Below are 19,741 nucleotides of genomic sequence, written 5' to 3'. Positions count from 1 at the left end.
TGGCCGGACTGATTGGCTCTGATTTATTCTGCGGCTTCGGCGACAAGAGATACGCTCCTTATTGCGTCTTGGATAACACGCATTTTGATGCAACTTTCACGATATTCATGGGTAGGTAGGGAAGCCTCAACCAAGCCGCAACCGGCAAATAGTGTCACCTGGCCCGGAGTAAAAAGCGCAGAGCGCAGTGCAACAGCAAACTCCCCTTCCCCCTCGGCATTGAGCCAACCAACAGGTCCGGCATACCAACCGCGATCCAGGCCTTCATTTTCACGGATATACTTCAGTGCTTTTTTCCTCGGCAGGCCTCCCACCGCAGCACTTGGGTGTAAATCCGATAAGATATCCAATAGATTTACGCCATCTTTCACCAAGCCTTCTAGCGGCGTAAGCAAATGCTGAATTTGCTTTAACTTACAGAGTTGGGGTGGCTCTGCTTCCGCTAGGTTGTGGCAGTATTTGCGCAAAATAGAAAGGAGGTGTTGGACAACCAGGTCGTGTTCAAATCGGTCCTTATCGCTGTCAAGCAGAGATATCCCCAATTTATAATCAGTTGCCGGGTCTTTTCCCCGAGGTGCGCTACCGGCCAAAGCCACTGTGCTAATACGCCCGTCTTTACCAGCCGCTAAGCGCTCAGGCGAAGCCCCAAGAAAGCAACTTTTTCCGCGGGAAAAGGCAAATAAATAGGCATCGGGGTAAGATTCTTGCAAATATCCGAGAATACTTCCGGGGCAACAATCTACGGCCAGAGACTCCGACCGGGCGAGGACTAATTTTTGAAACTCGTTGCGCTTGATTGACTCAACTACATCAGACACACGCTGCTGCCAAGCCATTTGGTCTGCATAATTTTGGCTAAAGTCAGATTCCACCAACAGTAAACTGTCATTCGCAGAGAGGTTGGAGCTACGGGATAAAATACGCTGCCACCGCGCTTTCACCCGCTTCGCAATATAGTTGCAGTCAGTTTGACCGGTAACAATAAAATTCATTACCAGATAACTGCGATCTCCTTCACAGTAAAGAACCAATTCGGGTAGCGTAAGTACCCCTGAGGGGAAGTCCTGCCACAGCGATGAGGGAGCTTTTTGGCAATCAAAAGCAAATCCGCCGCATAAAACCGGCCGATGCCCCCCACTTATCACAGCGGAGGCCAGTAATTTTTGCCAATTGGCTTGGATTTCAGACCAAGGCTCCCCAGGAGCACAATTAAACTCTCGGGCAGAACCAAAGCTTGCAGAAAAATCATCACCACAAGGGGCACCCCACAGAGAGGCGATTCGTTCATGCCGATAGTTGGCGGCGAACAAACTAATTGGGTTACGCCTATGACACGGAAATGAGAATGACGCCAAAACCTCTGACTGCCCTTGGCTTAGCCTGGACTTGGCTTCCTGCAAACAGGCTTCCAGGCCGGTGTACTTAGAGCGACCTTTCATGCATCGCCCTCAATGGGCAAACCGCGCTCGGTGCGCCAATGCAGTACTTGCTGCTTGATAAACCACTGGATGATGTCAGTAAAAAGGCTCTCTATGTAATCTGCGGGTAGCTGCTCCTCCTCAGCCCAGCGGCGGCGGTCTACCAACATCGCTACAACTCGATCTGGAGCGGGGATACTGGTTTCATCCGGCTTAAACTGGGCTGCGGACAGGACATAATCCATACGCTGCTGCAACAACCTGATGATCTCGCGATCAATAGAATCAATACCTTGGCGGATCTCACCCAGGTTTTCACACTCCACTGGCAGCTTCGTCGCTTGCATAGAAACTCCATCACCTAAGCAGTTCGTCTTTCCATCAATGAGGAAACGTTATAACATATCATTTTGAAAATCAACGGAATGTTTCTTTTGGATTTGAACTTCATCTTGAAGAAACCTGCTGTTTGCTACAAAGATGAAATAATTCGAAGATCAGAAAAGTAAAAACTTAAATGAGGCAAGGCAAAGGTTTGCAAGCTGCGAGCTGAAGGAGAATAGGCCTCTAAGGTGCTCTATTCTCCCATCAATTGATTTCGATAATGTTGCGGGAGAGAGAAACTAAAGCGGATAAGCCAAGTGGAGCTTCTGAACAATATGAGCAACCACTAAATCAGGGCAATCTGATAGATAAAAGTGGTTACCTGAGTATTCTTTCAGGTGAAATTCACTATTGGTCCATTGCTGCCAGCCTTGAGCGTCATCGGTACTCAATTCAGGATCATCCCGCCCCACCAGCGCGGTGATCGGGCAATTTAAAGGTTGAACCGAAGACACCTTACTGGTTTCGATCAAGTGGTAGTCCTGACGTATGGCGGGAAGCAACAGGGCTCTCAGCTCGGGAATCTCCAATAATTCAGGAGCAGTACCGCCAAGCTTAACGAGCTGTCGGCACAGAGACTCGTCATCCAGTTTATGTACGCTCCCACCTCTTTGAAACTGTGGGGCTTCACGAGCAGAGACGAATATATGTTCAGGACCAGACAGGTTTTCACTACACAAGAAGAGAGCTAATTCATGTGCAACTGTCGCCCCCATACTGTGACCAAATACAGCCCAGGGTTTATCGAGGATAGGTTTGACAGCCCGACTCAATAAAGCAATTAAAGTTTGCATATCTGCGGGCATGACTTCATTACAGCGCTGCTCCCTGCCCGGCAAGCACACGAGAACCAATTCTATGGAATCAGGCAATAATTTCACCCAGGGCCGGTAAAGCGATGCCGTACCACCCGCGTGAGGCAAACACAAAAGTCGGATGGCCGCACTAGGTTTAGGGTCGGGAATTTGTAGCCAAGCACCGGACATAAATTAATCTCAATCGGAAATTTAATGCCGTGAATACTAACTGTTAATTCTTAATTTAGAAATCTAAACAGGTTCACCGGATGCACACACCAGCTCCCATTTAAAATTTTAGGAAACCAGTATGGAAGAAAATTTACTAAACGGTTACATACCCCACCGTGAAGAGCTAGAGCTTTTCTACCAGCAACAAGGGACTTGGGATAACCGACCTATTTGGGAGCTGATTACACGCAATGCGAAAAACTCCCCCAATCGCTGCGCAGTTCGGGATCAAGTAGGCCAATTAACTTACGTTGAACTGGTTAATGAGGCCGACAGCATTGCCGCAGGCTTGGTGGAACAAGGCTACAAAGCTGGGGAGCGAGCAATACTCCAGTGGAGCAACCAAGTCAGTTTTATTACAACCCTACTCGGTTTATTTCGAGCGGGACTGGTTCCTGTATTAGCTTTACCTGCACATCGCCAAAATGAAATATGTCATTTTGCACAGGTCTCAGATGCCAGTATCTACATCACTTCAGGGACTGAAGGAGATGAAAATCGTCACTGCATGATAGAGCAAGTTGCCTCGCAATCTACAAGCCTGCGAGGCATATATAGTGCCGATGTACAGGATTCGTTTCCCCCGCTACCCAGAGGAGAGAGCCAAGACTTCACTCCAGCCTTCGCAGACCCGAACACTCCGGCTCTATTTCTCGTTTCAGGTGGCACTACGGGGCTGCCAAAACTTATTCCACGCACCCACAACGACTATCGCTACAATATCGCCTGCGCTGCGGCTGCATGCCATCTAGGCAAAGATGACATTTACCTGGCGGTACTCCCCGCCGCCCATAATTTTCCATTGGGCTGCCCCGGCATCCTGGGTACGCTATCTGTGGGTGGACAGGTAATATTCACCCAAGATGCAAGCCCAGACTATAGCTTCGAGCTGATAGAGCGCTTCGGCGTAACCGCCACAGCCCTAGTTCCGGCACTGGCTCAGGTCTGGACTGCTGCGACAGAATGGGAAGATGCCGATTTAAGCTCCCTCCGCTTGTTGCAAGTTGGTGGCTCAAAGCTGAGCCAAACTGATGCCAAAGCTGCAATAAATGCACTTCCCGGTGCGCTACAGCAAGTGTTCGGTATGGCCGAAGGATTGATCTGCTGCACCCGACACGAAGATAGTGCCGAGGTTATCACTGAGACTCAAGGCCGTCCTATGAGCCCTCTCGATGAGTTGCGAGTGGTCGATGATTGCGGACAAGAAGTGAAAACCGGGGAGGAGGGAGAGCTTCTCACTCGTGGCCCCTATACATTGCGAGGCTATTACCGAGCGGATCAACATAATCGCCGTGCTTTTACTCCCGATGGCTTCTATCGCAGCGGAGATCGTGTACGCATTCTCGACAACGGTAATATTGTAGTTACCGGGCGACTCAAAGATGTTGTGAACCGGGGTGGAGAAACTTTTGCATGTGATGAAATTGAAGAGCATCTACTTGCCCACCCCAGTATCCAACAAGCAGCTGTTATTCCTCTGCCTGATAAAGAGCTGGGAGAGCAAGTTGGAGCCGCTATCGTATGTGCAGATAAAGCGCCCTCTCTACAGATATTGCGTGATTTCTTGAGTGAAAGAGGCTTGGCCACCTTTAAACTACCAGAGCAACTTAAAGTGCTATCCCACCTACCACTTACCGCCGTAGGTAAAGTGGACAAAAGGAAACTGAAGTCAGTAGCTAAGAGCCACTGAACAATTCCGTAAATCCGCAGGGCGGGCCTTGAGAGCCACAGCTGTTGCCGTACACAAGCTAAACTGCTCGCCCACGAGGGAGAGGATTAAAAGCCACTCCCTCGTGGACGCAATCTTAAAGTTAGAAAGTGTAAGAAACCCCTGCCTGCCAAATATCCAAGTTTTTCATATCGAATTCGACGTGCTCATAATCGTTCACATCGTAATCACCCAACTTACCAATATTGTGCAACATATATTCGGCGCTCATTCGCAGAGAGTCAGTAAGGTTATAGCGAACACCTGCACCCACATGGAGGTAGCTCTTACTGAACTTCTTCGACCCCTGGTAGTGCCCACCTCCGTATAATTCATTCATGGTATACGACCAATCCAACTGCCCGAAGCTATACCCCCCCAGTAAATACATACAGGCCCGGTCACAATGTCTGGACAGCTCTAAAACTCCAGTAATAGAGAACACATCTAAATCATACTTTTGGTTGATATTGTATCTCTCTACAATTGTCACTACATCAGTGACTGCATCAATATCAAAGGTGTCTATTGAGTGGGGTTCTTCTGAGCTGGTGGTGCCATAGCTGATACGAAGCTCAAGAGGATAATTATCAAAGTCAGCTCCAATAGCAAAGCTGCTCCAAAGCTCGCTGTCAGAACTAGAAAGTTCGTAGTAGCTAAATCCGTAAAGGTTACCGTCTTCTGCTATAGCGGTTCCCCGATAATCCTGATTCACTTCGAGCTTGTTGTAGCCCGCATTCAAAGAGACAAAAGGGTGAAAACTTAACGAGCTATTTTCATAACTATAGCCGGCAGCAGTAGCTTGTACGGAAATAAGGCTGGCGCCGAGAATTGCGGCAAACTGAAAACGCATAATATCCTCCTTGTGATTACTACGCTTTTTGGGGATAGAGGCTCCCTAGATTGCAGATAGGCAACAAGTGATTTTCCATACTGCGCCTCAGTCGATGATTGGCTCAGAAATCCTATTCTGCCACCTACAGAACGCCCCAACATTCTGCGCCAACGATACGCAAAAACCGATTCTGTGACAACGTTAACACTTTAGTGCCAACTTTAAGTAGATTTAGACCTACCTGCTTGGTACTTTTTTACTAGGAAAAATATTAGCAAAATTCCTTAAATGTGCGTCGTATTTGTGCCGATAGCACCTTCCCCTGGGGCCCTGTTACTACAATTGCGAGAGCCGCACTCGCTCAGAAAAGGACTTTGCTCTCTCAGGATGATCTGAGCGCCTTAATTAGTCCGCCGTTTGGCTTTGCCCAAAATAAGCGAACTTCATGCATCAACAAGGCTCCTTAGGTAACGACTGATGAATAATAGTAAAACCCGCAAGCTAACATCGCCGACAGTGTCCGATGGCCCTATGTGGGACCGCTTGATGGGAAACTATAATTTTGCCTGTGTAATGGTTTCAGCACAGCTGGACATCACCGGACTTATTGATCAGGGCTATGACACCTGCGAATCACTCAGCCAAAAGTTACAACTCAGCAACAAAGGGATGGAATTCTATCTCTTGGTCATGAACCATCTAGGCTATATCCATCTTGATAACCGGAAGTTAAAAAACACAGAGCTGAGTCACTGCTACCTTGCAAAAGGCAGCGACTACTACTGGGGAGAAGTGTTGCTCGACCCCTTCCATATTTATAACGTCAACCACCTGGATAAAAAGCTACTTGGTAGCTTAAAGCGGGAATATGAGCTGGAGTGCAAAGGCCGCTCAGTAACCGATATGTGGCAAAACAACGATATGGACTTAGAATCTGCGGCCGCCTTTACCCATCTAATGCACTCTCAAGGGTTTGCCTCTGCGGTTGCGGCGGTCTCTAGTGGGGTTTTTGAAGAGGTTCAATGCATGCTGGATGCCGGCGGTGGCTCGGGGACAATTGCCCTAGCGTTTAGTGATGCCTACCCCAAGCGCAAGGCCATACTATTTGACTTGGCGCCCGTGTGTAGGGTAGCTGACGAGCATGTGCAGAGTTTTGGTCAAAAAGAGCAGGTTCAAGTCGTCGCTGGGGACTTCTTCACTGGTCCGTGGCCAGAAGGTTGTGACGGAATTTGCCTGAGCAATGTTTTGCATGATTGGCACCCGGCCACCTGCCAACGGCTAATCGACAAAACCTTTGCGCTCTTGCCAAGTGGGGGGCAGCTCTTTATTCACGATATGCTCCGCGATGAAGCCCACCTGACCCCGAGTTTGTTTTGTTTCCATCTATTTATGAATCATGGCTCCCAGCTCTACTCTAGAGATGAGCTGTATAAAATGCTGGATAAAGCCGGATTTATAGAGCCTCAGTGCGGGCAGGCTCTCGGTTATTTCTTTGTGGTATCTGCAAGAAAGCCATAAACAGCGAAGCTGCTACTTCGCTGGCCACCCTCTCCTCTCTCGATACCTCTGTAATCTGCGTATAGCTGGCGATCAAATTATGATCATTCCTTGAAATGCTGGAGAGCAGCAGAAATAGGCGCTACTCTCCAGTGGGCTCAGCAATTAGAGCCGGGATGGATGACTCCCCGGGTCACCCTCTATATGGGGTTTGTCATCGTGGGAGACTCTGTGTTCGCCCTGAACGGGAATCTCCCAATCCCCCTCTTTCGTCCAGGGGTCATCCACTGGAAATTCTTCAATATAAATTTCTTTCTGTTCGTAGCTCGGCTGGTAGCGCAAATCATAGTGCGCAGCTTTTACAATCGATATACATAGCAGCAGAGCGACAATCAGTAGTGGAACTCCACCGATAACGCTGGCGGTTTGCAGTGTCTCCAGCCCTCCCAGGAACAGCAGTGCTATCGGCATCACTGAAAGCGCAAATGCCCAAAACAGCCGATTCCAGCGTGCGGGCTCTTCATCGACTTCTTTTTGTACAACAGCAGCCAGTATGTATGAGATGGAGTCGAATGTGGTGGCAGTAAAGATCAAGGCGAGCACCGTATACACCAGGATCACCAGCTTACTGCCAGGGAGCGTCTTGAGCGTGGCAAAAATTGCGGCGGTAGCACCCTGCTCATTCAGTACTTGTACCAGGTCCAGCTCTCCAGAAAACTGTAGATAGACGCCGTAATTGCCGAGCACCATAAAGAACAAAAAACAACCGAGAGTGCCGTAGAAGATGGAGCCGACCACCATGGTCTTGATAGTTCGGCCGCGAGAGATACGCGCAATAAATAAGCCGACGCTGGGAGCAAAAACCAACCACCAGGCCCAATAGAAGATGGTCCAGTCTTGCGGGAAATGGGTCTTCGGGAACTGCTCAAACTCTGCAAACGGCTCTGTCCAGGCGGCCATATGGAAGATGTTATCCAGTACGCGGCCCAAGGCATCTAAGCCTGTATTCAGCATAAACAAAGTGGGGCCGGCGAGGAAAACGAACAGAAGGAGCAAAATGGACAGCGACATATTCAGATTGGACAGTGCGCGGATGCCTTTCTTTAGGCCAACAAAAGCACTATAGCCAAAGATCGCGGTGCATATCATTAGCACCACAACCTGAGTCGCCAGCCCCGTAGGCACACCCATCAACTCATGAGCCCCCTGAGTGATCAGTGGCGCAGCAATCCCTAAAGTCGTAGCGCCGCCACCCAACATACCAAAGATAAACAGCACATCGATTAACTTGCCGAGCCCACCCTGAGCGCGCTGCTCTCCCAGAACAGGCATCAGTGCCTCGCTGATTTTCAGCACACTGTGGTTTCGAACATAATAGAAGTAGGCAATAGGCAGGGCGGGTATCAGATAGATAGACCAAGCCAGTGGCCCCCAGTGAAATATGCCGTAGGCTACCGCCCAGCGCGCCGCCTCAGGGGTGCCGCCCTCAACCTGAAAAGGTGGGGTCTGGTAGTAGTAGATCCACTCGACCATGGACCAGTAGAGAATCGATGCGCCGATGCCAGCACAAAAAAGCATGGAGGCCCAGGATAGCGTGGAAAACTCAGGGTTTTCCTCCGGTGTCCCCAGCTTGATCTGGCCAATATCACTAAATACGATATAGACCATAAAAAGAATCGCCCCAACACCGAGGGCCAGATAGAAAACGCCCAGCTTGTCGGTAACAAAACTCTTGGCAGCTAAAACCCAGGCGGCCCCCACTTCGGGGAACAGTACCAAGGGTATTGTCACCGCCAGTAGTAGCGCCAATGAACCAAAAAAAGTGGGCTTATCGATGATCTCTCTGAATTGACTAGACAACACTTGCCTCCCAAATGCCTTGTAAACCGCGGCAAATAAAAGCAAGGGGGACTTTATATAAGGAGCTTTGTTATGCGGTATTAGTGATAGAGCTTATATAAGGATAGATAGAGTTGAGAAGCCTTGGCTCAATTCCTTGATGCCCCCAGCCTAGAGGGCATCAATCAGGTTGCAGCCCAACCACAACTTAGAGCGTGGACCGTCTGGGGTTTGGGCTATAGCGGCAACTTGCACAGCCTCGCAGTTGCGGCTACGCCTAACCCCCACAGCTTTCAAGGCCTGTAGGGCTATTGCGGAATTAATCCCGGGTCTCTCAACTACTGCTAAATTTGCTTTTACTTACTTTCATAGTATCAGCTAGCCAAAGTATTTCAATTTGACAGAGATCACAGTTACGTACACCAACCAACGGTGATCGAGTGGCGCCCGCTCTCGCCAAACTCAGATTACCGCTTGCTTAAAGCGCTCTCCAGCTGAGCAAACTGCCCTTGAAGCATCGCTTTCTCCTGTAGAACGATACGGTTTTCATCCGATAGGCGCTCTACTTGATTCTTTGCTGATACCAGCTCCGATTCCAGCTTCTCAAGGGCCTGCTGCTGGAGCTGAACCTCTTTGGCACTTGCCGAGCCATCACTCTGAAGGCGGGCAAGCTCCCTTAGCAGCTTATCAAGCTCTACGCGCTGAGTTTCAGACTGTTTCGACTGCTCTTCAGTTTGCTGTTTGTAGCTGGCCGCCTCAGCCTGCGCGGCGCCTATACTCTCACGCAACTCCTGCTTCTCGCGGTTGAGTTCTACAACCAGGGCCTGGCCCTGCTTATACAATAACCCCTGCTCAGAGAATTTTTGCTCGGCCAGTCCCAGCTGCTCAGTCAGCGTAGCCACCTGCCCTTTAAGCTGCTCGCTAGAGGCCCGATATTGGTCTCGCTCATGCTGACGATCGGTAGCGGTGCGTTGCTGGAAGTGCTCGAAATGCTCGCGTATATCGCGATTCTCCCCCTTCATCTCCTCAATTGAAGCCTTTTGCTCTTCAATTCGGGCCCCAGCCTGCTCCAGCTGGAATCCATTCTTTTCCAAGTCCGACTGAGCCTCGTCCAGCGCAATCTTGAGGCGACGCTTCTCACTTTCTGAAGCGGATAGCTTTTGCTCCAGCTCTCGAATCAACGCTGTCTGCTTACTGTTAGTCTCTTGCGCTGCGCTCAGACTCTTATTGAGCTCCTCCTCCCGAGCCTCAAACTCCTGTTGAACCTGCTCAACCCGCTGATCTGCATCGCCCTGTATACGCTGGTGGAGCCCCTTCAATGCTTCCACCAAATCCTTGGGTAAGCCGCTGATATCGGTGCTGTTGGAAGCCTCATTCTTCCAGCGTTTTAGGAGTGGTGCGATCGTACTTTTACTTCCCGTCCCCAAGTGGGCGCGCACCTTATCAACCGTGGGTTCCTCCCCCCGGGCCTTAATCGCCTTTGCCGCCTCAAAGATATCCAGATACGTGACTCCTGTGCGCGCCATTTAGTGCTTCCTCAGATTATTTTGTACCAAATTACGTATTACGTAATAATACATAATATTGAAAAATAAACCAATCCTTGAATTAACCTGCATAACCTTCGATAATGATTCTTATCGCAGGTTATATACACAAGAAAAGCCGCATTTAGCGTACCTTCAGTACAAATAGCGGTTTCTGGACGACACGGAACTCATGAGAAAACAGCCCTCAAACCCAACCCCAACACAGTCCCAGCCCCTACCCAGCAGTACACTCAATGGCGCCGGGTCACTGCTGAGTGAAGATGACATCCAGAAATACCTGCGCGCGGCCACCTCAGACAGCACCCGCAAGGCCTACCGGTCTGCCATCCGCCAGTTTGAGAAGTGGGGGGGGAGATTGCCCACCGACAGTCACTCATTGGTGAGTTACCTACTGGCCCGGGCCGAGCAGCTGAATCCCCGCACCCTGGATCTACACCTAACCGCTATAGGCCAGTGGCACCAATATCAGGGCATCCCCAATCCGGTAGCTGAACCGCTGGTGCAAAAGACCATGCGCGGTATTCGCCGCACCCATGGCAAACCCAAACAAAAGGCCAAGGCCTTGAGTCTCGAGCACATTGCGACGCTCACCCGCCAACTGCGCTCCCAGGCGGACTCAAAAAAGAAGGCGCGAGATCTGGCGCTAGTATTGGTAGGCTTCTTTGGCGCCTTTCGGCGCAGCGAGTTGGTGGCGATCCAGGTAGAAGACCTGATTTGGGAGGAGGAAGGCTTGATTATCCGCCTCCCCAAATCAAAAACAGATCAAAGCGGCGAGGGAATGATGCGCGCCCTCCCCTTCGGCGCCGCTGAAATCTGCCCCGCACGGGCGCTAAAATCCTGGCTGGAAGTAAGCGGCACTACAGCTGGGCCGGTATTTCGTGCAGTTAACCGCTGGGATACCGTTCAGGCCCGACAGCTGAATCCAACGGCAGTCAATGATCTACTCAAGAGTCTTGGCAATGCCTGCGGTTTCGACTTTGTTGCCGAGCTTAGCAGTCACAGCTTCCGCCGAGGCTTATCCACCTCTGCGGCGCGGGAGAAGGTCGGCTTTGAGCTGATCAAGAAGCAAGGTGGCTGGAAAAGTGATGCCACGGTGTGGGAGTACATTGAAGAGGGGCAGCAATTTACAGATAACGCCTCTGCTATCTTGATGAAAAAGATGGCCGAGCTACTCTAAACCGGCTGAGCGGGCGGCTGTTGCGGGGCTTGAGCCTACTGCGCCCGGCAACTCAACTGCTACTGTTGATTTCCTTGAGCATAATTCCGAGTCGTTTCCGGCAGCTACTACGCCAGACTGCGAAGCGGCCAAACTCCAGCAACTGGATTTTATTTGTATTGGGTTTCAAGCCAAATTTTTCAGGCGTTAGGATAGTGCCTTCTGAAAGTGTTGAGCATCCGAGCTGTACTGGAAGCCCATCACGCTGTTATCCACATAGCGAACTGTGTAGCAGGCGTCGGTCAGAAATATGGTGCACGAGAAAGTGTAATAGCCAACCGTGGTCGATAGCGTCAAAGAACTGGCTTATATCTGTACCCAGTTCACAGAACTTTGCTCAATAGCTGCCACGATGGCGCCAATCGCGCAATGCTGACTGCGGCTCGACGCACTGGGTATCCCTATGATCGGAAGCGCCCCACGAAAAGAGCGGCTATTGCCGAGCGGCGCCGACAACATCTCACCAAAAAGGGGATCAATCGCACTAGGTGGACCCCTTATCACTAATCAAAATGTCGACAAAGCCACTCATAGCCAAAGGACTAAAAAGTCTCTTCTTGTTTGCGGTCTGCCCCGAGAGCCAGGCCAATCAAAGTACTGAATATCAACTGTAAGGGCGCGTCAGAATATCAATTTAATACCCTGGAGCGCTTACCCATATAATGACGATGTTTATTCCTCCAGAGGAATAAATCCAAGTATTGCAGTTCACACCTTCCCAAAATATGCGGTCTTATTTAACTCAGGAATAGCAATATGGAAATTGAAAGCACAAGCAGTGAAGGCGCTTTAGAGCCCGAAACCCCAGCCCCGGGGCCTGTTAGCGGGAAGTACTCTCCGGATAATCCGCCCAAAGGCTGGACATATGTCAATTACAAAAATATACCCGGTGGCGGATTTCAGTGCCCAAACTGCAATGCGGTTGAAGATGGGGCTGATGTAGACGGGCACAATTGCTAACTGCTCCCCCGCCAAACCTGGAAGGGCAAAACTGAGTGTTTTGCCCTTTCGCAAACTTTGAATCAAAAGTGTTTATTGCTCCAATTTCACTCGATAACTGTGACCATTTTTGCCCCTATTAGTCATTTCAGAGTGAGCGGCCAGGGGTACTGAAAAACAAGGGTAGGCACCTGGCGCAATGCTGGATATCCCCCTGAATCGTATTCAGCAGCTCTTTCTTAACCTGAGAGCTGCATCACCTCGACACCTGTGCCAATCCGTAGGTATGGCCTCAGAAGATTGTCGTACCGGGGGTCAAATCTCCCGGGGCTAGGGCGCCGATAAAACCATCCTAACAAGATACCCAAATCATATGAGAAGCGCCTAAAAAAATAGCATTTTTATTAGGTTTATTTGTATCTTCTTAAAGATATTTACAAGCCTGGGCCCATAGGGATACATTGCCCGTCTTCTTGATTTTCGTCAACCCTGCCACCCACCCCTCACATACCCGGCTCTTTCCTGAGGCTTCCGGGGGGAACCTGTTTTGTGTGGTGGCACTACTACTTTTGCGAGGTCCCTACCCCGAATGAAGCCAGAGTTCTTGGAGCATATCCTGGATAGCAAGCTGTTTATCACTGTATGCCTTATCAGTGCCGTTATGTTGTTGCGCGGCCTGCTCACACTGGCGATTGCGCGCAGTCGCTGGCAGAAGGCGGATAAGCGCCGCCGTATCAATACCGTACATAATATTGGCAATCTCTTGCTGGTTGTCGGTCTGATGGTGATCTGGATAAGTGAACTCAGGGAGTTTGCTTTATCCATTGCCGCTTTTTCTGTAGCGATTGTTCTGGCCTTGAGAGAGGGGGTGCAGTGCCTCGTTGGTGGCTTATACCAGGCAAATATGCGCTCGTTTACTGTGGGAGACTGGATTAAAGTCGGCAATCAATTTGGTGAAGTCACCGATAGTGACTGGTTGAGCACTACCCTTTTGGAGATCGATCCGCACGGTTTGGGCAATGGCTATACAGGAACAACTCTGTACATCCCTAACAATGCCTTCTTTACCCAACCGGTAAAGAACCTGAACTTTATGCGTCGGTATATCGAGCACACATTCTCGATTACCCGGGAGAGCAAGGGCGTAAACCCTTTTGAAGCCAAGCAGTTTATTTCTGAGCGACTCAAGGAGCACTGTGAATCCTTCCGGGAAGTGGCCGAGCGCTACTGTAACTTGATCGAGAATCGTATGGGGGTTGAACTATCTGGCCCAGATGCCAAGGTCTGCATCACGACGAACGAGTTCGGCCATGATGTAATTACCGTAACCGTTTTCTGCCCCCGGGAGGAAGCCACTCATATAGAGCAACTGGTGACTGAAGACTTCTATAATTTTTGGTTTAAGAAGACCAACACCTCGCACTCTTAGGATGCGAGATCACCCATAATACTCCCCTTTAGAGTGGTTGCCATAAGATGGTGACCACTACGGCTCCCGCTCAATATAAGGGGGCACCTCTCTCAGGCCAGAGCTAAGACTCTATATTGTTGTACCCGACTAGCGTCTATTCAGCAAACACAAACTTGTCTTTTTGCAATACCCGCTCACCGTCAAAGCGGTAAGCTACAAGCTTGCCGTTTCCCGCCACCGAGTAATCGAGGCAAGCCACATTGTCAGTCAAGGGGGCAGGCTCGCCGCTCAACCAATAGTGACCGATAAAACAAGGTTTATTCGTTTTCGAGTAGTGAGGAATACCAAAAGATAGCGGTAATCTAGCGGCTGAGCCAATATCAACCCCCAGTGGCAGCGCAATCTCACCGAGCGTTTTTGCACAAGAGCTCCACCATTGAACGCGAACCGCAGAGCGGCAATTGCCATCCTTGTCGAGAAAGCTTACACCCTGAGGCAACTCAATTTCACACCCCTTGAGCAAGGTTTCTACCGCTTTAAAGGCATCACTGCCCGGGGAGCTGGCCTCCAACAAAAGCTCGGGGGTTAGCTTGCCCCTATCAGTTCTCGATGCCAAAAAGTTAACGCTCTCCTTATCCCAACAAGCGTGTACTACTCGCAGTGGTCCCAGGTCAAGCCATAGAGGCAATGACCTAAAGAAGTTTAGGACCTGGGATTTCTCAGGGTTGCTACTGGGGTACTCATTTAGAAAAGCCTGGTGCTGCTTGGTGTTTTTATCTGTATGCGGACGCAGGGGCTTGCCATTGACTTCGGTGTGATAAGCCAGGGCATTAAATTCGTGATTGCCCATAACCGCCAGCCCATGGCCATTCTCGACCGTGCTCATAACTATCTTCAGGAGCTTGCGGTGCTCTACCAGGTGTTCACCGCGATCGATAAAATCTCCAAGAAAGATGACCTTCCGCGTTGGGTGCGCATAGCCGCTGCCGGTGTCCCGATAACCCAGAACTTCGAGCAGCTCAATCAATGCGCTGGCGTGGCCATGAATATCGCCAATGATGTCGTACTTGCTGTGCTCCATGCCGATCCTACCTCCTAAAGCTATACTCAAACCCTGTACATGTATTGCCCCCAGGGTTAATCTGTTCAATTTATCAGCAATACAGGGATCTGCACAGGATTGGAGGGGGGTTAGGTGGCTTATGCCACCCTTACCCCCTGCAAACTAGAGCCTCTGCACTGGTGAAGGAGCTCTTTTATAGTTCGCCTGACGTGTTTCAGAAAAGGAAGATCAGCAGCCGAGGCCGCTAGCGATCAAGTGTCACTAGCGGTTATTCTACTCTGGGCCTTAACTCTCCCCATCGACCCGGAAGTTGGCCACATCCCAGGCTCGCTCACGGATAACCCGGGCATTGTCCTCTAAATAGGTGGTACCTGTCGGATCGCCATCTATTGTGATATCCGGATTGGACCACTGCTGAATCCTCGGCCCACCTCGGTTTGAGGGGCAGTTGTAGGCCATCACGGTTCTCCAGGTTGAAGCGGTGGTATTACAGTAACCGTGGCCATATCGAAAAGGGGTCGTACTTGAGTCACTGTAGATAATATGGCGGGCTCCCAGTAAATGACCGATTTCATGGGCAAAGCTGAAATACCCTGTTGCGCACCCTTCCCTAGCAAAAGCCAGTGCTGTTGATTCGGATGCATAGATAGCCTTAGCCAAGCCACAAGACCCACTGTATAACTCATTACCCGTTAAAACCATCATTACATCAGCACTATATAAATCTCTCAATTCGTGCAGTTCTTGAGTTTCTGGGTATTCACTGTTGGAAAAATACTCCCGATCGGTATAGAAACTGCCACTTTCGGTATAACTGGTTTTATAAGCGTGGACAATTTCAACCGAAGTATCGATATCGCTATTGACAAAAGAAACGTTGGTTTCCTCTTCCAATAGATCCATATAGGCCGAAACGTCTCCGGCATCAGTTTCAAAGGCTTCAGTGTAAGTGACAATAACGGTAATTTTCCCACCAGAATCTGACACTGCATCCATAGAATTAGTGTCGAGCATCCTTGCATTGAGAGTGGAGCCAACGTCTTCAAAATAACCGTCATCATGATCGATAAGAGAGCTGCTGGGAACTTCGCTAATTGTTACTTCACCATGCCCGGCGGGCCTGACCTTATAGAGCCTCCCCTCGGATTGAATGGAACCAACGATCTTCCCGTTGTTTTCTGCCAAAGTAACAAAGCTATTGCCGTCTTCGGAGAACGCGGACAATGAAGTTTCGTTCTGCCTTGAGCGAATATTTTGCAGGATAAACTTTTGTTTTTTACCTTGCCCTGGGACCTCAAGGGTGCTCCCCGGCTCCAATCTAAGGATTTCTCGGTTAAATTTTCTTTTGAGTACTCGTGAAGCTAAAAGCTTTTTAGTTTCAACCTTGGCGGGCTCAAAGAAGATTGCATGGGATTCTTCTTTGGAGGAGGCGTTTAACGCAGTAAACAATAAAACAAAAGGCACCAATAACTTAAAACTTTTCACAGACACACTCCCTATATCTGTATTTGAGAATATCAACCTATAAAAGAAGCACCCAAGCTGGAAATACACCGTTTAGCAAAGCCTGCAAAAGACCAAGCCGGTATATTTATTGAGATCTAAAGTGCGGGGAGTACTCTATAGGATTTCTGGCAGAAAAACCATTCAGACGCCAAGCAATGATTTTTAGTCATACTTTTTTGGCAAAGACAGATGTTACAAGGTGCATACACAGCCATTTAGTTCGATCTTGAATATTGTACTCAACTTTTTTTGGCCACCTAACTCTGAGCACTCCATAGTCCTGCTTGCACAAACGCCGCCATCGTGCCGCCCTATTACTTATCTATGCAGAGCAATATCCCCCATTTTGGCTAGATTATTTATCTGAATAATACAATCGGTGTGACAGCACGGCCAAATCAGAGAGCTGCAAGAGTGGCTCCACTCATCACTATGGAAATCATTATGGAAAAAGTGGCACTGGTAACAGGCGCCTCCCGTGGTATTGGGTCGGCAATTGCCTCTCGACTGGCAGAGGACGGGTTCGCCGTTATGGTCAACTTTGTGAGCAATGTTGCAGCTGCGGAGAATTTGGTAAAGAAAATTGAAGCCAAAGGTGGTAAGGCGGTTACCGCCCAGGCTGATGTTAGCGATCAACAAGCAGTTTTACGCCTGTTCAACTCGGCAGAAGCCGCCTTTGGCGGCATCCATACCGTAATCAATAACGCGGGCATAGCCAAGCTGGCCCCATTGGCGGAGAGTGAAGAAGCTGACTTTGACCTCCAGGTTGCCGTAAATCTAAAAGGAGTCTTCAATGTTATGCGCGAAGCCGCTAAACGACTTCGCCAGGGTGGCCGCATCATCAACCTGTCTTCAAGTATCGTCGGTCTATGCCTGCCAAATTACAGCGTATATGCGGCGACCAAGGCAGCCGTAGAAGTTATGACCCGGGTAGTCTCCAAGGAAATGCGGGGACGGGATATCACTGTGAATGCCGTTGCCCCTGGGGCCACCGTTACAGAGCTATTTCTGTCTGGAAAGACGGAAGAAATGCTGGACAATTTTGCCAAGATGTCGCCACTTGAGCGACTGGGCACCCCTGAAGATATTGCGAATACCATTGCTTTTTTAGCCAGTGAGCAAGGAGGCTGGATCAATGGACAAGTGATACGTGCCAACGGTGGCGTTGTCTGAGGGTCTTTAAAGCTCATCCTGTAAAAGCTTTAGGGGCTTCCCGGCTTTTACAATAGGCACTGGTGAGGCGTCTTCAGTGCCTATAAATGAGGAATCAAGTCACAGCTGATATGATTTGGCCGGCCTCAATCCACACCGCAGATATCCAAGATTTTGCGCATTAGATCATTGTTCCGATTACTTAACATACGCGATACGGTATAGTGATTTTTATCTTTTAACAGTAGATATTCGTATGGGCTATTCGCTTCCTGCAGTTTCCCAGCGTATCTTTTTGATTGATCTATGAATTCTTCTGTCTCATCTTCACCTACAGCAACAATCGCTTTTGGGAAACACTGAATGTTACCAAAGATTGGGCTCAAGCTAGCAACATCATCTTCTGACAAATGCAGAGATTCATTTAAGAAAGATAGCCTCATTTTAGTCAGGTCATAAAGGCCGCTCAGCATAATGGCGCCGTTAATTGATTGTCGAATCTCAGGTGCCCATTCAAACGTCAAAATCTTAGCGACTAGAAATGCTCCAACAGAGTGGCCGCAAATAACTATATTATTGGGATTGCCATTCCAGCGATCGATATTCTCATATATCCATAAGAATGCCTTTATATTCTGCTCAATAATATCTTTAACACTGACCGCAGGCGCCAAATCATAGTTGACCAAAGCCACCGCGCATCCCGCCTCGACAAAAGGCTTCGCAATATAACTGTATTGTTTTTTGTCCAGCGCTCTAAAATATCCACCGTGAATAAAAACAAATACCGGTGCATCCCGGTGCTGGGCGGGAAATATATCTAATTTTTCACCTGGACTATTGCCGTAGCTAACATCTATCGATCTATCCAGGGTCTTCCTAGCAATATAGCTTTGCAATTCATTAACGAGTATATGGACTCTGCCAAGAGGGTGTCGCTTACGCAGATTAAACTGATCATCGTATTCTTTCATTTAAAGTACATCTTAATCCTGAAGCGTTTGAGGACTAACCACTTAACGCCGTGCCTATTGTTGGGTAGGGTCAAATCCTTCGAACAGCTACCATCTCAAATAGAAAAACAAGTTTCAATCACTATCTCTTGAGAGAGATATAGGGTCTGTATTTCTACGTATAGCGCCGATCTAAAAACGTTGCTCCAGTCGGCCAAGGTATTGCTAACTTAAGGCCCCCCTGAAGAAGCCAGCCCCTGCAAACGCTCTCGAATAATGTCCGCCAATCGCTGCACACCGGGGCCGGTATCGTCCCGATTGGGGAAAATCAGGTACATAGGAACCTCTCTTTTGCTCCCCCCTTGCAGCGATAGTGGCTTTAAGCTTCCCTCGGACAGCTCCCTGAGGATTTTGTCTTCCGGTAACCATGAAAAACCGTAGCCTTTGCAAGCCGCTTCGATCAAGGAAGACATACTGCTTAGTGTCCAGCGCTTGGCCACTTCAACCGTGAGAGTTTTACTGCCACTCTGGGGGTTGCTATCCCGAACCACCAAGTGCCGGTGATTGCGGAGATCATTCATTGCCAGCGGGCGATCCAGGCTATGCAGGGGATGGCTCGGGTGGGCCACTGGGACTAGGCGAGCGGGGGCCGGTAGTAGCTCACCATTATAGCCCAGGGGGATTCTGGGGCTGATTGCAAAATCAACCTGCCCTTCATTTAAAGCCTCTAAAGTTCCACTGATGACCATTTCATGAACATCAACACGAGTCTGGGGACTCTCCTCGCCAAAAAGAGCCAGGCAATCCAGCAGCAGCCACATTGGAAAAAGCACTTCTACTGAAATTGCAATCTGGGACTCCCACCCAGCAGATACCCGGCTGGCGGCCTGCTCTAGTGCGGAGGCATCTTCCAGCAACTGCTTTGCGTGGCGGTAGAGCATCTCTCCTGCTACCGTCAGAACTGCCTTTCGCCCACGAATGGTGAAAACCGCTACCGCCAATAGGGACTCTAATTTCTGTACCGAATAGCTGACAGAAGACTGGCTCTTGTGCAGAAGCTCAGCCGCTTGGGCATACCCTCCTCCTTTAACTACCGCTATTAGACAGCGCCACTGTTCTAGCGTGATCTTTGGGTTTGAGAGTTGTGATAACTGTTGATTCATAATCGAATTTTTCGATGGATATAAGCAATTTATTCTAATTTTCAATCAGCTTAATGAATGTTTCAATAACTTTATACGA

At 49.3% G+C, this 19,741-nt stretch carries 16 protein-coding genes; 6 read left to right on the top strand and 10 right to left on the bottom strand.

Annotated elements, in window-relative coordinates; all coding sequences use genetic code 11:
• Nucleotides 1-23: 23 nt before the first annotated feature.
• The 3 genes from ACJJIK_RS04025 to ACJJIK_RS04015 form a co-directional block, all read right to left on the bottom strand.
• A complete protein-coding gene (locus ACJJIK_RS04025) occupies nucleotides 24-1,439 on the bottom strand; it encodes an isochorismate synthase (protein ID WP_444944295.1) in 1,416 nt (471 codons plus the stop codon).
• Nucleotides 1,436-1,765 carry an isochorismate lyase gene (locus ACJJIK_RS04020; protein ID WP_444931046.1) on the bottom strand — a complete coding sequence of 110 codons (330 nt, stop codon included), beginning with the start codon at nucleotides 1,763-1,765 and terminating at the stop codon, nucleotides 1,436-1,438. The genes ACJJIK_RS04025 and ACJJIK_RS04020 overlap by 4 nt, the downstream gene beginning before the upstream one ends.
• Before the next feature lie 276 nt (nucleotides 1,766-2,041).
• Nucleotides 2,042-2,788 (bottom strand): thioesterase II family protein, encoded by a 747-nt coding sequence (locus tag ACJJIK_RS04015; protein ID WP_444944294.1) that lies wholly within the window; start codon nucleotides 2,786-2,788, stop codon nucleotides 2,042-2,044.
• Nucleotides 2,789-2,909: 121 nt separating this feature from the next.
• Here ACJJIK_RS04015 and ACJJIK_RS04010 point away from each other — a divergent pair, with 121 nt between their 5' ends.
• Nucleotides 2,910-4,520 carry a (2,3-dihydroxybenzoyl)adenylate synthase gene (locus tag ACJJIK_RS04010; protein WP_444931048.1) on the top strand — a complete coding sequence of 537 codons (1,611 nt, stop codon included), beginning with the start codon at nucleotides 2,910-2,912 and terminating at the stop codon, nucleotides 4,518-4,520.
• 121 nt (nucleotides 4,521-4,641) lie between these two features.
• On the opposite strand, the gene ACJJIK_RS04005 is transcribed toward ACJJIK_RS04010, so the two are convergent.
• The gene (locus ACJJIK_RS04005; RefSeq protein ID WP_444944293.1) at nucleotides 4,642-5,391 is read right to left on the bottom strand and encodes an outer membrane protein; all 750 of its coding nucleotides are present in this window, start codon (nucleotides 5,389-5,391) and stop codon (nucleotides 4,642-4,644) included.
• A gap of 459 nt (nucleotides 5,392-5,850) precedes the next feature.
• Here ACJJIK_RS04005 and ACJJIK_RS04000 point away from each other — a divergent pair, with 459 nt between their 5' ends.
• Entirely contained in the window at nucleotides 5,851-6,891 is a 1,041-nt protein-coding gene (locus tag ACJJIK_RS04000) for a methyltransferase (RefSeq protein WP_444944292.1), read from the top strand.
• A gap of 144 nt (nucleotides 6,892-7,035) precedes the next feature.
• Here ACJJIK_RS04000 and ACJJIK_RS03995 read toward each other — a convergent pair whose 3' ends face one another.
• Nucleotides 7,036-8,733, bottom strand: coding sequence for a BCCT family transporter (locus ACJJIK_RS03995; protein ID WP_444944291.1), 1,698 nt, complete (start codon nucleotides 8,731-8,733; stop codon nucleotides 7,036-7,038).
• Nucleotides 8,734-9,176: 443 nt separating this feature from the next.
• The gene (locus ACJJIK_RS03990) at nucleotides 9,177-10,235 is read right to left on the bottom strand and encodes a DNA-binding protein (protein WP_444944290.1); all 1,059 of its coding nucleotides are present in this window, start codon (nucleotides 10,233-10,235) and stop codon (nucleotides 9,177-9,179) included.
• Between the two features lie 193 nt (nucleotides 10,236-10,428).
• Between ACJJIK_RS03990 and ACJJIK_RS03985 the strand changes: the two genes are divergently transcribed.
• The 3 genes from ACJJIK_RS03985 (at nucleotide 10,429) to ACJJIK_RS03975 (ending at nucleotide 13,843) form a co-directional block, all read left to right on the top strand.
• Entirely contained in the window at nucleotides 10,429-11,436 is a 1,008-nt protein-coding gene (locus ACJJIK_RS03985; protein ID WP_444944289.1) for a tyrosine-type recombinase/integrase, read from the top strand.
• A gap of 795 nt (nucleotides 11,437-12,231) precedes the next feature.
• Nucleotides 12,232-12,435, top strand: coding sequence for a hypothetical protein (locus tag ACJJIK_RS03980; RefSeq protein WP_444931054.1), 204 nt, complete (start codon nucleotides 12,232-12,234; stop codon nucleotides 12,433-12,435).
• A gap of 568 nt (nucleotides 12,436-13,003) precedes the next feature.
• Nucleotides 13,004-13,843, top strand: coding sequence for a mechanosensitive ion channel family protein (locus ACJJIK_RS03975; protein WP_444944288.1), 840 nt, complete (start codon nucleotides 13,004-13,006; stop codon nucleotides 13,841-13,843).
• 136 nt (nucleotides 13,844-13,979) lie between these two features.
• Here ACJJIK_RS03975 and ACJJIK_RS03970 read toward each other — a convergent pair whose 3' ends face one another.
• Together ACJJIK_RS03970 and ACJJIK_RS03965 are read right to left on the bottom strand one after the other, a co-directional pair.
• The gene (locus ACJJIK_RS03970) at nucleotides 13,980-14,906 is read right to left on the bottom strand and encodes a metallophosphoesterase (protein WP_444944287.1); all 927 of its coding nucleotides are present in this window, start codon (nucleotides 14,904-14,906) and stop codon (nucleotides 13,980-13,982) included.
• A 267-nt stretch (nucleotides 14,907-15,173) separates the two neighbouring features.
• Complete coding sequence (locus tag ACJJIK_RS03965; RefSeq protein WP_444944286.1) at nucleotides 15,174-16,373, bottom strand: M12 family metallo-peptidase; 1,200 nt, start codon at nucleotides 16,371-16,373, stop codon at nucleotides 15,174-15,176.
• Between the two features lie 465 nt (nucleotides 16,374-16,838).
• Between ACJJIK_RS03965 and ACJJIK_RS03960 the strand changes: the two genes are divergently transcribed.
• Nucleotides 16,839-17,567: an SDR family oxidoreductase gene (locus ACJJIK_RS03960; RefSeq protein ID WP_444944285.1), complete on the top strand. Its 729-nt coding sequence runs from the start codon at nucleotides 16,839-16,841 to the stop codon at nucleotides 17,565-17,567.
• 125 nt (nucleotides 17,568-17,692) lie between these two features.
• Here ACJJIK_RS03960 and ACJJIK_RS03955 read toward each other — a convergent pair whose 3' ends face one another.
• Nucleotides 17,693-18,520 (bottom strand): alpha/beta hydrolase, encoded by an 828-nt coding sequence (locus ACJJIK_RS03955; RefSeq protein WP_444944284.1) that lies wholly within the window; start codon nucleotides 18,518-18,520, stop codon nucleotides 17,693-17,695.
• Between the two features lie 209 nt (nucleotides 18,521-18,729).
• Complete coding sequence (locus ACJJIK_RS03950; protein ID WP_444944283.1) at nucleotides 18,730-19,662, bottom strand: LysR family transcriptional regulator; 933 nt, start codon at nucleotides 19,660-19,662, stop codon at nucleotides 18,730-18,732.
• Nucleotides 19,663-19,741: the final 79 nt, after the last annotated feature.

The sequence above is a fragment of the Microbulbifer regidiadema (SeqCode) genome, assembly GCF_052466995.1.
Note: the sequence above shows the minus strand (reverse complement) of the source record. Positions and strands in the feature narration are given on the sequence as shown.